General features: G+C 67.7%; 13 protein-coding genes. 7 read left to right on the top strand and 6 right to left on the bottom strand.

The features are described 5' to 3' along the window. Positions 1–273: 273 nt before the first annotated feature. From AC6CR5_RS17695 to AC6CR5_RS17680, 4 genes are all read left to right on the top strand, one after another. Complete coding sequence (locus AC6CR5_RS17695) at positions 274–1,338, top strand: LysR family transcriptional regulator (protein WP_020926131.1); 1,065 nt, start codon at positions 274–276, stop codon at positions 1,336–1,338. Positions 1,339–1,516: 178 nt separating this feature from the next. Continuing rightward, entirely contained in the window at positions 1,517–2,638 is a 1,122-nt protein-coding gene (locus AC6CR5_RS17690) for an AI-2E family transporter (RefSeq protein WP_024070554.1), read from the top strand. A 112-nt stretch (positions 2,639–2,750) separates the two neighbouring features. Beyond that, on the top strand, positions 2,751–3,518 hold the full coding sequence (locus AC6CR5_RS17685) for a phytanoyl-CoA dioxygenase family protein (protein ID WP_006386241.1): 768 nt from the start codon (positions 2,751–2,753) through the stop codon (positions 3,516–3,518). A 204-nt stretch (positions 3,519–3,722) separates the two neighbouring features. Next, positions 3,723–4,550, top strand: coding sequence for an IclR family transcriptional regulator (locus AC6CR5_RS17680; RefSeq protein WP_024070553.1), 828 nt, complete (start codon positions 3,723–3,725; stop codon positions 4,548–4,550). 51 nt (positions 4,551–4,601) lie between these two features. Here the strand turns inward: AC6CR5_RS17680 and dapA are convergent, their stop codons facing one another. From dapA to AC6CR5_RS17655, 5 genes are read right to left on the bottom strand one after another with little or no spacing between them, the layout of a single operon-like run. Continuing rightward, a complete protein-coding gene (gene dapA, locus AC6CR5_RS17675) occupies positions 4,602–5,504 on the bottom strand; it encodes a 4-hydroxy-tetrahydrodipicolinate synthase (RefSeq protein WP_047991993.1) in 903 nt (300 codons plus the stop codon). A 36-nt stretch (positions 5,505–5,540) separates the two neighbouring features. Further along, positions 5,541–7,316 carry an ABC transporter permease subunit gene (locus AC6CR5_RS17670; protein ID WP_054482505.1) on the bottom strand — a complete coding sequence of 592 codons (1,776 nt, stop codon included), beginning with the start codon at positions 7,314–7,316 and terminating at the stop codon, positions 5,541–5,543. Positions 7,317–7,320: 4 nt separating this feature from the next. Beyond that, positions 7,321–8,409 carry an ABC transporter ATP-binding protein gene (locus AC6CR5_RS17665; protein WP_498084773.1) on the bottom strand — a complete coding sequence of 363 codons (1,089 nt, stop codon included), beginning with the start codon at positions 8,407–8,409 and terminating at the stop codon, positions 7,321–7,323. Positions 8,410–8,431: 22 nt separating this feature from the next. Next, positions 8,432–9,514 carry an ABC transporter substrate-binding protein gene (locus AC6CR5_RS17660; protein ID WP_006386246.1) on the bottom strand — a complete coding sequence of 361 codons (1,083 nt, stop codon included), beginning with the start codon at positions 9,512–9,514 and terminating at the stop codon, positions 8,432–8,434. A 39-nt stretch (positions 9,515–9,553) separates the two neighbouring features. Then, positions 9,554–10,981, bottom strand: coding sequence for an FAD-binding oxidoreductase (locus tag AC6CR5_RS17655; protein ID WP_437262670.1), 1,428 nt, complete (start codon positions 10,979–10,981; stop codon positions 9,554–9,556). Positions 10,982–11,201: 220 nt separating this feature from the next. On the opposite strand from AC6CR5_RS17655, the gene AC6CR5_RS17650 reads away from it, so the two are divergent. After that, positions 11,202–12,350: an alpha-hydroxy acid oxidase gene (locus AC6CR5_RS17650; protein ID WP_020926138.1), complete on the top strand. Its 1,149-nt coding sequence runs from the start codon at positions 11,202–11,204 to the stop codon at positions 12,348–12,350. A gap of 18 nt (positions 12,351–12,368) precedes the next feature. Then, a complete protein-coding gene (gene proC, locus AC6CR5_RS17645) occupies positions 12,369–13,175 on the top strand; it encodes a pyrroline-5-carboxylate reductase (protein WP_054446728.1) in 807 nt (268 codons plus the stop codon). A 14-nt stretch (positions 13,176–13,189) separates the two neighbouring features. Here the strand turns inward: proC and AC6CR5_RS17640 are convergent, their stop codons facing one another. Beyond that, entirely contained in the window at positions 13,190–14,635 is a 1,446-nt protein-coding gene (locus tag AC6CR5_RS17640; RefSeq protein WP_498084772.1) for an MFS transporter, read from the bottom strand. Positions 14,636–14,729: 94 nt separating this feature from the next. On the opposite strand from AC6CR5_RS17640, the gene AC6CR5_RS17635 reads away from it, so the two are divergent. Next, the gene (locus AC6CR5_RS17635) at positions 14,730–15,668 is read left to right on the top strand and encodes a helix-turn-helix transcriptional regulator (RefSeq protein WP_251200258.1); all 939 of its coding nucleotides are present in this window, start codon (positions 14,730–14,732) and stop codon (positions 15,666–15,668) included. Positions 15,669–15,686: the final 18 nt, after the last annotated feature.

Raw genomic sequence — 15,686 nt, 5'->3', positions numbered from 1 at the left:
GTGCAACATGCAACGCGGTTACGTTTCCCTGGTGGAACCCGCCTTTTTTTGGGGGACGGGTTATACCGGGATCGGAATCTGAGGATTGACAGGCCCTGGGATGGCGCCGGGCGGCACGGGCACTTCAAGATGCTTTGCATTCTGAGTGTTTTGCCGGCGCGGATAAACACGTCTATCTCGGCAACACTGTTCGGCAGATTTGTCTAATCTCGGGCGAATTCGGGTTATGCTCCGTACACCCCGACCAAATTGCCCTTAAAGGACACCGTCGCCATGGACCGTTTTCAGGCTATGCAGGTGTTTGTGCGCGTCGTGGACGCCAATAGTTTCACCCGGGCGGCCGACAGCCTCTCGCTTCCGCGCACCACCGTCACCACCATCATCCAGAATCTCGAACGCCTGCTGGGCGTGCGCCTGCTCAACCGCACCACGCGTCGCATCGGCCTGACGCCCGACGGCGCCGGCTACTACCAGCACTGCGTGCGCATCCTGGCCGACGTCGAGGAAACCGAGGCCTGTTTCCAGGAAGCGGCGCTGCGCCTGAAGGGCCGGCTGCGCATCGATGTGCCGACCTGTATCGGCCGGCTGATCCTGATTCCCTCATTGTGTGATTTCCACGACAAGTACCCCGATGTCGAACTGGTGCTGGGCATGGGCGACCGTCCCGTCGATATGGTGCAGGAGGCGGTCGACTGCGTCATCCGCGCCGGCGACCTGGAAGATTCCAGCCTGGTGGCGCGCCGCATCGGCACCCTGCAGACCGTGACCTGCGCCTCGCCGACCTACGTCGCGCGCCATGGCATGCCGCAGACCATCGAGGAACTGCGCAACCACCACGCCGTGCATTATTTCTCCAGCCGCACCGGCCGCAACTGCGCCTGGGACTTCAAGATCGACGGCAAGCACCAGGAAGTGGACATGCGCGGCACCGTGGCGGTGAACGAGGCCGGCGCCTACCTGGATTGCGGCCTGAAGGGTTTCGGCCTGATCCAGACGCCGCGCTACATGGCGCTGCCCTACCTGCAGTCGGGCGAGCTGATCGAGGTGCTGCCGCAATGGAAGCCCAGCGCCACCGCGATCTCGGTGCTGTATCCGCAAAGCCGCCAGCTGTCGCCCAAGGTGCGCGCCTTCGCCGACTGGGCGGCGGAACTGTTCGCCAGCTGCCCGCTGCTCAGCGGCCGCGACGAGACCGATCCGGCCGCCGCCAGCTGCGGCGTGTTCCAGCAGCGCCAGATCAGCCAGGCCAAGCAGATGGCCGTGGCCGGCGTGGCCGCTGCCAACGACCCCATGCCGCGCCGCCGTACCGCGCGCGAAGAGGCCGCCGAATACGCGCTGTAAGGCAGGCCGTGTCCGAGGTGGCGGGCCCGCGGGTCCGCCACGCCCGCAATTTGCCGGCAAAATCCCGGAACACCGGGAAACCCCGTAGTAAATACAGGGCTTGCGTCCCTCGTATTTCCCGAAACGTCTGTATAGTCCGACAGTCAAAGCCTCAACGCATTCACTGTCGATCCGCTCTATGCAGCCTGTACTCCCCGCTTACCTGATCGCCCGTTGGCTTTTGCTGCTCGTTTTGTTGGCGGGGGTGTATTTCCTCAGCGGCTTCCTGGTGCCGGCGCTGGCCGCGCTGATCATCGGCCTGGCCAGCTGGCCCCTGTACCAGCGGCTGGTCGCGCGCTGCGGCGGCCGCACCGCGCTGGCGGCGTCGCTGGCCCTGCTGGTGGTGATCGTGGTGCTGATCGTGCCGTTGTCGCTGGCGCTGTCGTACGCCATCAAGGAGGCCAGCACCTTCTTCGCCTGGGCCATCGCCGCCAATCGCCATGGCGTCGCGGTCCCCAACTGGATCACCTCGATGCCCGTGGTGGGCGACCGGCTCTCCGAATACTGGCAGGCCTATATCGGCCAGCCGCATGCGCTGGGCGCGCTGGTCGAGGCCGTCAGCGGCGAACACCTGGGCAATATCTACCGCATGGTGCTTGCCGCCACCGGCAACGTGTTCCAGTTGCTGCTGACGGTGCTGTTCATGCTGATCACGCTGTTCTTCGTCTACAAGGACGGCATGCGCATGGTGGCGCAACTGGACGTGCTGGGCGAACGCATCCTGCCGGCGCGCTGGCAGCGTTTTTCGCGCGTGGTGCCGGCCACCATCAATTCCACCGTCACCGGCATGGGCCTGATCGCATTGGGCGAGGGCGTGGTGCTGGGCATCGCCTACTGGGTCGCCGGCGTGCCGTCGCCGGTGCTGCTGGGCGTGGTCACCGGCTTCATGGCGTTGATTCCCGGCGGCGCGCCGCTGTCGTTCACGCTGGTGTCGCTGTACCTGGTCGGTTCCGGCCATGTGGTGGCGGGCATCGCGTTGATGGTGTGGGGCAGCGTCGAACTGTTCATCGTCGACAAGACGCTGCGTCCGCGCCTGGTGGGCGGGCCGGTCAAGCTGCCGTTCCTGCCGACCTTCTTCGGCCTGGTGGGGGGCGTGAAGACCATGGGCATCGTCGGGTTGTTCGTCGGCCCGGTGCTGATGGCGCTGCTGGTGGCCGTGTGGCGCGAGTGGGTGCACCACGAGGAAGCCGAGCGTGACACCGCCCGCCTCCGGGCCGCGCCCCCGCCCGACCAGACGCCGGCCGCCGGCCCGCGTATTTAGGTGTAATCTAGCTCTCCCCGCGCTCGCCGGCGCCTCGCCCGGCACGCGCCTGCCCTGTGCGCAGACGCTTTGCAGCTTACGCCGCGGGGTCTGAGGGGTTGGCAGGTTCATCATGTCCGCGTCGTTGCAAGAAGATGAGTTAGCGGTCCTGCGCGAGCAGGGTTTCGTGGTCGCGCGCCAGTTCGCCGACCCGGCCGAGGTGGCGGCGCTGCGCGCGCTGGCCGAGCGCCATCTGCGCGAGCACGTGGCGCCCATCGAATACGAGGCGGACCTGCGCTATCCCGGCGCGCCCGAGTCGCGCAACGCCGAAGGCGGCCTGACGGTGCGGCGCCTGCTCAGCGCCTATGGGCGCGATCCCTTGTTCGCGCAATGGGCCACCAACGCGCGCATCGGCCAATCGCTGGCGCGCTATTTCGGCGAGACGCCGGTGCTGTCCACGGTGCACCACAACTGCGTGATGACCAAGCATCCCGCCTATGGCAGCCTGACCGGCTGGCACCAGGACATCCGCTATTGGTCGTTTTCCGATACCGACCTGATGTCCTGTTGGCTGGCGTTGGGCGACGAGAACTGGGACAACGGCGGCCTGTCGTTCATTCCAGGCTCGCACGCGGCGGCGTTCAAGCCGGCGCAGTTCGACGAGCAGAAATTCTTCCGCGATGACGCGCCCGAGAACGCCGCATGGATCGCGCGCGCCGTCTGTCCCGAGCTGCGCGCCGGCGACCTGGTGTTCTTCCATTGCCGCACGCTGCACGCGGCGCAGGGCAACCGCAGCGACCGCGTCAAGCTGTCACTGGTGCATACCTACCATCCGCAGTCCTGTCATCCGGTGCCGGGCACGCGCTCGGCCAGCCAGCCAGGCGTGCCGTTGGCCGCATGACGGCGCTCGCGGCAGCGTGAGGGCCGGTCCGCCGACGCACGGTTGAGGGCAGCGCGATCGCGTGTGCCGCGCTATGTGGTAATTGGGATCTGCTATTAATAATTGAATTACAATTAAATCGCGTGCGATACGCGCGATTGCCGCCGGCAAGACGGCCCGCGCTTCCGATTCGCGCGCGCTCCTTCTTTCAAATAGGCTGCTCCCGTGCCCAAAAACAAGCCCGACGATACGGACAAGACGCAGGCGGCGACCGAGGCCCGGTCTTCGCTCTTTGTAGGCTCGACCGAAAAAGCCTTCCAGGTGCTGCACGCCTTCGACGGCCCGAAACGCCACATGACGCTGGCCGACATTGCGCGTGCCTCGGGCCTGGACCGCAGCGCGACGCAACGCCTGGTCTACACGCTGGAAACGCTGGGCTATCTGCGCCGCATTCCGGACACGCGCAATTACGGACTGACGCCGAAGGTGCTGCAGTTCTCGTACAACTACGTGCGCGCCAATGAGTTGATCGACAAGGCGTCGCCCTATCTGCTGGACATCAGCCGCACGCTGGGCGAAACCACCAACCTGCAAGAACTGGACGGGCACGAGATCGTGTTCGTGGCCCGCTTCCCAGGGCATCACCTGGTCAATGTGGACATCGCCGTGGGCAGCCGCCTGCCGGCGTATTTCACCGCGTCGGGGACGGCGATCCTGTCACGCCTGTCGGACGAGCAGCGCCGTGAAATCCTGTCGCAGACCCGCCTGGAGCCGATCACGCCCTACACGGAAGTCAATCCCGACAAGCTGCTCGAACGCGCGCAGCGCGTGGCCGAAAAGGGCTACGCGATCATCGTGAACGAGACGGTGCTGGGAGATATTTCGGTGGCGGCGCCGGTGATCGATCATCGGGGATTGGCGGTGGCGGCGATTAACATCTCCGTGCCGACGACGCGATGGACCGTGGCGCGGGTCGAGGCGGAGTTGGCGCAGCATGTGCAGGTGGCGGCGACGTCCATCTCCAAGTCCAAGTTCTCGGCGTATTCGAGGTAAGGGCCGGGCGCGGTCGATCGATTGCGTCCAATCCTTCCCGAATCGCCTGTCTCAAACGCCCTCGAACTCCGCCAGCAAGGGCTTGACCACCGACCGCAAGGACGCCTGCAGGTCGGCCCCGGGCTGCACCAGGGGATCCAGCACTTCCGGCGCATCGACGCCGATGAGATCCATCACCGACTTCATCGGTCCGGGATTGGTCTCGGCGAACGCAAGGTTCATCAGGGGGATCAGGCGACGGTGCAGCAGCATGGCGTCGCGCGTGCGGCCTTCGGCGGCCAGGTCATAGACCTTGCGCCAGGCCTTGGGCAGCAGGCTCGCCGTCACCACGATGCCGCCTTGGGCGCCGGCGGCCAGGTGAACCGGCAGCAGCGTGTCCTCGCCGCTGAACACGGCGAATGATTCGTCCACGCCGGCCACCGTGCGCAGGAAGTGGTACATGTCCGTGTTGCAGGCCTTCATGCCGATGATGTTCGGGTGGCGCGACAGTTCGTGCAGCACTTCGGGCGCGATCGCGATGCGCGTGCGGTACGGGATCTCGTAGATCATCACCGGCAGCGGCGATGCGTCGGCGTAGCGCAGGAAGTACTCGCGGATGCCGGCCTGGGTCGGGGTCGTGTAGTAGGGCGTCAGCACCATCAGCGCGTCGGCGCCCGCGTCGGCGAATTCGCGGCCGGCCTGCAGGGCGTCGTGAAAGCCCGGGTCCAGCACGCCGGGAATCACCGGCACGCGCTTGGCCACGGCGTCCACCGTCAGCTTGCACATGCGGATGCGTTCGGCCCGCGCCAAGGCTCCGTACTCACCGGTGCCGCCGAGCGGCACGATGCCGTCGATGCCCTGCTTGAGCAGGTAGGCGATCAGCGCCTGGGCCGCCGGGACGTTGATGGTGTCGTCGGCATTGACCGGGGTGGGAATCGCGGGAAACACGCCGCGCAGGTGGCTTGCATTCAACATGGAAAAATCCTGATGGAAGGGAAACGGCGCCGCGCCTCAGCCCGCCAGGCTGCGGCGGCGCAGCCGGTCGGCGAGCCAGATCAGCGCGGCGATGAAGATAAACAGGCAGGTGGACACGGCGGCGATCACCGGAGAGATCTGCAGCGTCACCTCGTCCCAGAACTGCTTGGGCAGGGTGGCGTTCAGCCCGCCCGAGGCGAACAGCGCGATCGTCAGCTCGTCGAACGAAGTCGCGAAAGCGAACAGGAACGATGACATCAGCCCCGCGCCAAGGATCGGGAAGGTCACGAAGCGCAGCGTCGACCAGGGCCCCGCGCCCAGGCTTTGCGCCGCCAGGTCCAGGCGTGTGTCGTAGTTGCGCAGCACCGCCATCATGGTGATCACCACGTACGGCACCGCCACCACCGTGTGCGCCAGGATCAGGCCGACGGTCGACCCGACCAGGCCGACGCGGGCGAAGAAATAGAACATGCCCACCGCGATGATCATGCGCGGCACCACGATGGGCGACAGCACGAAGGCCAGCATGGCGGACTTGCCGCGCATGTCGGCGCGCACCAGCAGGAAGGCGGCCGGCGTGCCGATCAGCATGGCCAGCAGGCCGGTGCCCACACCCACGACCAGCGAGCGCGTGATGGCCTGCATCCACACCGGCGACGTGAACATCTGCTCGTACCATTGCAACGAAAAGCCCTTGGGCGGCCAGGTCAGGCCGGACCCCGAATCGAACGACAGCGGGATCATCAGGAAGGCGGGCGCGGACAGGAAGGCCAGCACCGCCAGCACGATCCACCACAGGGTGCGCGATTGGCCGGTGCCTGACACCGAACGGCGCAGGCGCGTGGGCAGCAGCGAGAACAGGCGGTCGGACAGCGCGGCCAGCAGGTCCAGCAGGGCCTCGCCCGCGCGGCGCGCCAGGCCGGGCTTGGCCGAGACGCGGGGGCGCGACGCGCCGGCGCCGGTCATGGTCGACAGGCCCAGTATGCGGTCGTACAGCGCGAACACGGCCAGCACCACCACCAGCAGCAGCACCGACACCGCGCCAGCGAATTCCCAGTTCATGGTCTGCTGCACCTGGTCGATGATGATCTGGGTGATCATCGTCTCCTTGCGGCCGCCCAGCAGCGCCGGGGTGATGAAAAAGCCGATGGCGGTGACGAACACCATGATGGCCGCGGCGGCCACGCCGGGCATGGACAGCGGGAAGTAGATCTTCCAGAACGCGGTGCCCGGGCGCGCGCCCAGGGTGGAGGCGGCGCGTGGCAGGTTGCGGTCGATGTTCTCCATGACCGACAGCATCGTCAGCACCGCCAGCGGCATCAGCGCATGCACCATGCCGACCAGCACGCTGCCGAAGTTGTAGAGCAGGTTGGCCGGCGCATCCAGGATGCCCAGCGCCTGCAGCATCTGGTTGACCACGCCGTTGCGGCCCAGCAGCACGACCCACGCGAAGGTGCGCACCAGGAAGCTGGTCCAGAACGACAGCAACACCCAGAACAGCAGCGACGTCTTGCGCCGGGCCGACAGGCTCGAGATCAGGTAGGCGACCGGGTAGCCGGCCACCACGGCAAAGAAGGTCGTCCAGAGCGAGATCTTCAGCGTGATGAGCAGCACGTTGACGTACACCGACGACTCGAACAACCGGTGGTATTGCGTCAGCGAGAAACCCTGGTCGCCGTAGAAGCTCAGCAGCAGCAACTGGCCGACCGGATAGATCAGCAGCACCAGCAGCAGGATCGCCAGCGGCGCGGCCATGAGGAAATGGCGGCGGCCCTGGCTCATGCGTTTGCGGGGAGGGGCAAGGGGGCTCATGCGGTCACTCCGCGATGGCGACCGCGTCGGCGGCCTGCCAGGTCACCGACAGCGGCTGGCCGATGGCGTACTGCTCGGCCTGGCGGCGCGTGGGGTAGGCGACCACGAGCGGGGCGCTGTCGGGCGCGCCCGAATCGAGATAGAGCTTGGTCAGGCTGCCGGTCACCATCACGTCGAGCAGCTTGCCGGTCAGGGCCCGGCCATGGGCCTCGGCGGGGCCGGCCTGCAGATTCTGCGGACGCAGCATCAGCGTGACCTTCTGGCCGACCCTGACCGTGGCGCCATTGGAAAGTGCCTGGCCGCTGACGCCCTGGTGCGCCAGCCTGACGGTCAGCGTGGCGCCGTCGACGGCCGTGACCTCGCCCTGCAGCAGGTTGGATTCGCCCAGGAAGTCCGCCACGAACAGGGTGCGCGGGCGGAAGTACAGGTCGGCGGGCGTGCCCAGTTGCTCGATCGCGCCGCCGTTCATCAGGCAGATGCGGTCGGACATGGTCATGGCCTCTTCCTGGTCATGCGTCACGTAGACGATGGTGGTGCCCAGTTCGCGGTGGATGCGCTTGATCTCCAGCTGCATCTGGTCGCGCAGCTTCTTGTCCAGCGCGCCCAGGGGTTCGTCCATCAGGATGATCGCGGGGCGGTAGACCATGCATCGCGCCAGCGCGATGCGTTGTTGCTGGCCGCCGGACAGTTCGCGCGGCAGGCGCGCGCCGACCTGCGGCAGCCGCACCATGTCCAGCGCTTCCTGTGCGCGCCGCTTCGCTTCGGCCGCCGGCATCTTGCGCATCTTCAGGGGAAAGGCGATGTTCTCCAGGATGGTCATGTGCGGGAACAGCGCATAGTTCTGGAACACCATGCCGATGTCCCGCTCGTACGGCGCGCCGTGGGTGACGTCGTTGCCGTCGATCAGCACGCGGCCCTCGTCGGGCCGGGCCAGGCCCGCGATCAGGCTCAGCAGTGTGGTCTTGCCGGACCCGGACGGGCCCAGCAGGGTCAGGAATTCGCCGCGGGCGACATCCAGGTGCGTGGGCGCCAGGGCGACGAAATCGCCATAGCGTTTGCCCAGGCCCGAGATTTGCAGATTGGAAGAAGACATGGCGTTCGGCGTATGCAGAGAATTACTTCAAGACCCAACCGTTGAAGCGCTCGAGCACGTCGCGCTGCTTGTCCAGCCAGTAGGCGGCGTTGATGTGCAGGCCGGTCTTGATGTTGTCGGGGTGGGTGGGGCAATTGCGCGCCACGTCGGCCTTGATGTGGTCGAACGCGGCGGGTTGGGTCACGCCGGCGGCGAAGAACTCGACCAGCGCGGCCTGGCGTTTGGGGTCCGAGGCGAACTTGATGAATTCGCGGCAGGCGTCGGCGTTGGGCGTGCCCTTCAGGATCGACCAGTTGTCGCAACCCCAGATGTTCTGGTCCCACACGATCTGCACGGGCGCGCCGTTGGCGATGGCCGATTGGGCGCGCGAGACCCAGGTGGCGATCATGTCGACTTCGCCGGAGCCCAGCATCTGCTCGACCTGCGCGCCGGTGTTCCACCACACGTCGACGGACGGCTTGATCTTGTCCAGGCTGGCCAGGGCGCGGTCGATGTCGCAGGGGTAGACCTTGTCGGTCGGCACGCCGTCGGCCATCAGCGCTTCCTCGATGGTGTCGAACGGGTGCTTGCGCAGGCCGCGCCGGCCGGGGATGTTCTTGACGTCCCAGAAGTCCGCCCACGACGCCGGGGCGCGGCGGCCCTTGAAGGCGTCGGTGCGGTAGGCCAGCACGGTGGTGTAGACGTTGTTGCCCACGCCATAGGGCGACATGTATTGCTTGGGAATGGTGGCCACGACCGGGTCGGATTCCAGGCCGTGCTTTTCCAGGTAGACCTTGCCGCCTTCGGTGAGCATCAGGATGGCGGGCTGGCTGATCTTGGCCATGTCCCAGGTGTAGTTGCCGGTGTCCACCATGCTGCGGATCTGCGCGGTGGGCTCGGCGTTGGCCTGCACGCCCACCACCTGGATGCCGGTGGCGTCCGTGAACGGCTTGTAGAACACCGCGCCATAGGCCTTGCTGTAGATGCCGCCGTCGTCGCGCACGACGATGCGCTTGGAAGCCGCGCGCGACGGCGTCCAGATCATCGGCATGGCCAGGGCGGCGACGCCGGCGGCGGCGGTCTTGAGCGCGCTGCGGCGCGAGGCGTTGTAGGAGGTGGATTTCATGGAAGGACTCCAGCGGGACGGCGGACGGGAAGGGCGGCTTCAGGGCAGCAAGCGACCGGGATTGAAGAGGGCGGCGGGGTCGAAGCTGGCTTTCAGCGTGCGCATCATGGCCAGTTCGACCGGTGACTTGTAGTGCGCCATTTCGGCCAGCGACGTGCGGCCCACGCCATGCTCGGCGCTGAAGGTGCCCCCCAGCGCATCGGCCACGTCGTTGACGGCGCGGCGAATGGCGGCCGCCATGGCGTCGCGCTCGGGCAGCGCGTTCCAGGCGTCGAACGTGAAGAAGGGAATGAAGTGCACGTTGCCGTCGCCCAGGTGGGCCACGATCAGGATGGGCAGGTCCGGCACCAGGCGGCGCACGGCCTCGGTGGCGGCGGCGATGAAGCGCGGCACGCTCGAGACCGGCACGGCGCTGTCGGTGGTCAGGCCCACGCCGGCCTTTTTGTTGCCTTCCGAGACGCTATGGCGCACTTCCCAGAGCGCGGCGCGCTGGCTGTCGCTGCTGGCCACCACGGCATCTCGCAGCAATCCCAGTTCGAAGGCTTGTTCCAGGATCTGTTGCAGGACCTCCTGCAGCTCCGCGCCGCTGCCGGTGTCCGACAACTCCACCAGCACATGCCAGGGGTGCGCGCCGGGCAGTGGATTCTTGCGGCCGGGCACATGGGTCATGACGATGTCCAGCTGATTGCTGTCGATCATCTCGAAGGCGGACAGGCGCGAGCCGCATTGCTGCTGGAACAGGCCCAGGATGTCGAGCGCGGCCTGCGGATCGGTGGGCGCCAGCCAGGCGATGGCGTGGCGATTGGGCAGGGGGTGCAGCTTCAGCACGGCCGCGGTCACGATGCCCAAGGTGCCTTCGGCGCCGATGAACAAGTGCTTCAGGTCGAAACCGGTATTGTTCTTGCGCAAGGCGGTCAGGCCGTTCCAGATCGATCCGTCGGGCAGCACGACCTCCAGGCCCAGGATGTTGTCGCGCGTATTGCCGTAGCGCAGCACGCCGGTGCCGCCCGCGTTGGTGGCGATGGTGCCGCCGATCTGGCACGAACCTTCCGCGCCCAGGCTGATGGGATACAGCCGGCCTTGTTCCGCCGCGGCCTGCTGCACCGAGGCCAGCACGCAGCCGGCTTCGACTTCCATCGAATTGTTGGCCGGGTCCACGCGGCGGATCTGGCGCAGGCGCGACAGGTTGACGATAACGGGCGGCGGGCCGGCCTCGTCCGGCACCGCGCCGCCGCACAGGCTGGTGTTGCCGCCTTGCGGCAATACGGGGGTGGCGTAGTCGTTGCACAGGCGCACGATGTCGGCGACTTGCCGGGTCGACCCCGGCAGGGCCACGCACAGCGCCGCGCCTTTGTAGCGGCCGCGCCAGTCTTCGGTGTAGCCGGCCATGTCGGCGTCGGAGCGCAGGACTGCGCTATCGCCCAGCGCCTGGATAAGCGCATCGAGCAGGGGGGTACCTATGGTCATGTCTGTCGTCCCGTAGGGATCGGAAAGGTCGAGAACCGATCACGTTGAGACACAGCATACGATTACTTAAATTGCTTTTCGATTTGAATAATCGTATATCAATTGAATTTAGGGTATGTCCTAAGCGGGAAGGTCGGAATGGCTTGCTCTAAAACAATCGAAATACAATTGATGTGTTTGTTATGTAATTTAATTGAAATCCAGCCAACAAGGAAGAGACATGCTGCCCAGCGTGATGGATTACCGGGCGCGGGCGCGCAGGCGGCTGCCCCGGTTGGCCTTCGATTATCTGGAAGGAGGGGCCGAGGACGGGATCTCGCTGCGCCATAACGTGGCCGCCTTTGGCGAGCTGGAATTCGTGCCGCAAGTGCTGGCGGACGTCACCGACTGCCACCTGGAAACCACCGTGCTGGGCGCGGCCGCAGCCATGCCCGCCATTGTCGGGCCGACGGGCCTGAACGGGCTGTTCTGGCCCGATGCGGACGTGCACCTGGCGCGCGCCGCGCATCGAGCCGGCCTGCCGTTCGTGCTGTCCACCGCATCGACCTCGCTGCTGGAAGACGTGCGCGCGGCCAGCGCCGGCGAATTGTGGTTGCAGCTATACGTGCAACGCGACCGCCGCATCGCCGAACACCTGATGGACCGCGCATGGCACAGCGGCTACACGGTGCTGTTCCTGACGGTCGACGTGCCGGTGCATGGCAACCGCGACCACGATAAGCGCAACGGCTTCCAGCTGCCGCTGCGCCCTTCCGGCCGCCTGCTGCTCGACCTCGCTGCCCATCCGGGCTGGTGCTGGCGCATGTTGCGCGGCGGCGGTCCGCAGCTGAAGAACCTGGCCGTAAGCTCCAACGCGCGCGAGGACATCACCGAGCAGGCGTCCGCCCTGAGCCGGCAGATGGATATGGCCCTGACCTGGGACGACATCGATTGGCTGCGCCGCCAGTGGCCCGGCCGCCTTGTCATCAAGGGCATCCAGACGCTGGCCGATGCGCGCAGGGCGCAGGCCAGCGGCGTGGATGGCATCGTGCTGTCCAACCATGGCGGCAGGCAGCTGGAATGCGCACCCTGCCCGCTGGAAGTCCTGCCGGCTGTCGCGGCCGAACTGGGGCAGTCGCTCGAGGTGCTGGTGGATGGCGGGGTGCGGCGCGGCAGCGATATCGCCAAGGCGGTGGCGCTGGGCGCGCGTGGGGTGCTGCTGGGCCGCGCGCCGCTGTATGGGCTGGCGGGACGGGGGCCGCGCGGCGCGGGCGAGGTGCTGGCGATCCTGCGGACCGAACTGGAGAACACATTGCGGCTGCTGGGGCGTAATCGCATCGGCGCGCTCGACGCCGCGGCGGTGCGCAGGCGCCGGGCCATTTTCGATTGACACAGGGAACCAGACATCATGCGTGAAAGAATCGTCTTCATCGGCGGCGGAAACATGGCCAGCGCCATCATCGACGGATTGTTGGCCCGGGGCCGCGAGCGGACGGATTTCCTGGTGGTCGAACCCTTTGAACCTGCCCGCGCCAGCCTGCTGGCGCGCGGCCTGGCGTGCCAGGCAAGCGCCGGCCCCGAGATCGCCGACGCGGCGCTGTGCGTACTGGCGACCAAGCCCCAAGCGCTGCATGACGCCTGCGGGCAAGTGCGGGCGCATCTGTCAGCGCCGGCCACGGTGGTCAGCATCGCGGCGGGCGTGAGTCTCGCGTCGCTGTCGCAATGGCTGGGCGGCCATGCGCGCATCGTGCGGGCAATGCCCAATACGCCGGCCAAGGTCGGGCTGGGCATGACGGGTCTGTACGCCACCGCCAGTTGCGGCGCGGCGCAACGCGCGCAGGTGGATGCGCTGTTCGCCGCGGTGGGCGAATGCATCTGGGTCGATACCGAGGCCATGCTTGACGCCGTCACCGCCGTGACCGGCAGCGGTCCGGGCTACGTGTTCCATTTCATGGCGGCGCTGGAACAAGCGGCGCGGGAGCTCGGCTTCGGCGCGGTCGATGCGCGCCGCCTGTCGGTGGCGGCGTTTCGCGGCGCCGCGGAACTGGCGGCGGGCGACGACGCGGCGTTGATCGAGCTGCAGGAACGGGTGACCTCCAAGGGCGGCACCACTTACGCCGCGCTGACGCATCTGCGCGAGGCGGGCGTGGCGCCCGCCATTACCGAGGCGGCGCTGAAGGCCGCGCAACGCGCGCGCGAATTGTCGGCGGGCTAGTGTGCGGTGCCGGGTCAACGCCGCCGCCCCAGCCACCACAGCAGCAATACCGACGTGGCGATTGCCGTCACGTTGAATTGCATGGCGCTGGCGAACGCGCGCGCATAGCGTTCGCCGTCCGCGGCATCCGCGTACGCATCAAGCGCGCCGCTGAACAGCATGCCGGCGGCGGACACGCCCAGCGCCGCGCCCACCTGTTGCAATGTGGCCACCACGCCCGCGGCCATGCCCGCGTGGCGGTCCTGCACCAGGCCCAGCGCGAGATTGACCAGCGGCGTATTGACCGCGCCTTGCGCCGCGCCCAACCAGACCAGCGCCGGAACCAGCGACCACGGCGCGAGCGCGGCGCCGGCCGACCCCACCTGCAGCATCAGGGCGGCCGTGGCGCCGCCGTACAGCAATGCGGCCAGCATGATGGCGCGCGTGCCGAAGCGCGCCACCAGCCGCGGCGCCGCCATCGAGCCGGCCACGAAGCCGACGCTGGCCGGCGCGAACACCGTGCCCGCCGTCAGCGCGTCCACGCCCAGGCCGGTCTGCAACAGCAGGGCGTAGCACAGGAACAGGGCGCTGGCGGTGGAGAACACCAGCGTCACCAGCAGGCAGCCCGCGGCGAAACGCGGCTGCGCCAGCAGCGCCATGTCGACCAGCGGCGCGCGGCCGGCGGCGCCAGCGCGGCGCTGCGTCCGCACGAACAGCGCCAGCAACGCGATCGCCGCCCCGCCGCAGGCCAGGGTCCAGGCCGGCCAGTGGCGCGCAGGCCCTTCGACCAGCGCCAACAGCAGCAGGCCAAGCCCCGCTCCGACCAGCGCCGCGCCGCCCCAGTCCATCGGCGCTCCCGCGGCGTCGCGCGACTCAGGAATATGGCGGGCCAGCCGCCACGCGAGCATGCCGACCGGCACGTTCACCAGGAAGATCGTGCGCCATGCCAGGCCGAACAGGTCGGCATGCACGATCCAGCCGCCCAGCACCTGGCCGGCGATGGCCGCCAACCCCAATGTCATGCCGAGCAGGCCGAAGGCGCGGCGTCGCGCGTGGCCGTCGTAGCTGACGCGGATCAGCGCGTAGACCTGCGGGAACAGCATGGCCGCGGCCACGCCCTGCAGCACGCGCGCGCCGATCAGGGTATTGGCGTCGGGCGCCAGTCCGCACAGCGCCGAGGCCAGCGCGAAGCCGGCCATGCCCAGCATGAACAGGCGGCGGCGCCCATGGCGGTCGCCCAGCCGGCTGCCGGCGATCAACAGCACGCCGTAGGCCAGCTCGTACGCGACGATGATGAAATTGATCTGCGCGAAGCTGGCCGACAGCGTGGTCTGCATGCTGGGTATCGCGACGTTGACCACGAACAGGTCGAAGATCGTGATGAAGCCGCCGGAAAGCAGCACCGCCAGGCCAAGGGGACCGGGTGTGGCGGGCCGGGCGGGCGTGTCGGGGCAGGGCGAGGGGAGGGTGACGCAAGACATGAGCAGGCTGCGAGAGTGGGATCGGCGCTATTCTGTGGCCTGTTCGAGCCTCATACAATTTAGCTGTTTATGCTATTACTGAAGGCAATAGCCTATGCCCCGTTCCGTCTTGCATGACAGCGCTCCGGCCGCCGCGCCGGCAGCGCGGGCCGACGCCCCCGGGCCGGGCGCGCAGCGGCTGGACCGCACCCGCGACGACCTGGCCGAATTCCTGCGGCTGCGCCGCGAACGCCTGAGTCCCGCCGCCGTGGGGCTGCCTGCTGGTGGCCGCCGCCGCACGCCCGGCCTGCGGCGCGAGGAAGTGGCGGCGCTGGCTGGCGTCGGCCTGGCCTGGTACACCTGGTTCGAGCAGGGCCGCAACATCAGCGTGTCGGCCACCTTCCTGGAAAACCTGGCGCGGGTGCTGAAACTGGACGCGGCCGAACGGCGCCACCTGTACCTGCTGGCGCACCAGCGCCCGCCGGCGGAGCCGGGACGCACCTGGTGCACCGTGCCGCCCCAGGTGCGCCGCCTGATGGACGACCTGCCCACCCGCCCGGCCTATATCCTCAACCTGCGTTGGGACGTGGTGGTGTGGAACGCCGCCGCCGAACGCGTGTTCGGTTTCGGCGCGCAGCCGGCGGGACGGCGCAATCTGTTGTGGATGCTGTTCGTGGATCCGGCGATGCGCGAACTGTTCGTCGATTGGGCGGCGCAGGCGCCGGCGATGCTGTCCACCTTCCGCCGCGATTTCGCTTCGGCCTCGGGCGCGCCGGACATCACCGAGTTGGTCGATGAACTCGAACGCGTGGCGCCCGATTTCAAGGCCTGGTGGCGCGAGCACGACGTGCATGGCGCCTGCATGGGCGTGCGCAGCCTGCGCCTGCCGGCGTTGGGCGAAGTGGCATTCGAGCATTCCACCCTGTCGGTCGATGAAAGCCGCCATCTGCGCCTGGTGGTCTACGCGCCCGCGCCCGATGAACCGCAGGCCGCGGCCTTTGCGCGCTGGCTGGCCCGCAAGCCGCGCGCGGCCGCGCGTGGCTCCAGGCAATAGACGTGGCGTGGCTCTAGG

It is taken from the genome of Achromobacter sp. EG18 (assembly GCF_059759395.1).
The sequence above is the reverse complement of the archived record's forward strand: the minus strand, read 5'-3'. Positions and strand labels throughout refer to the sequence as shown.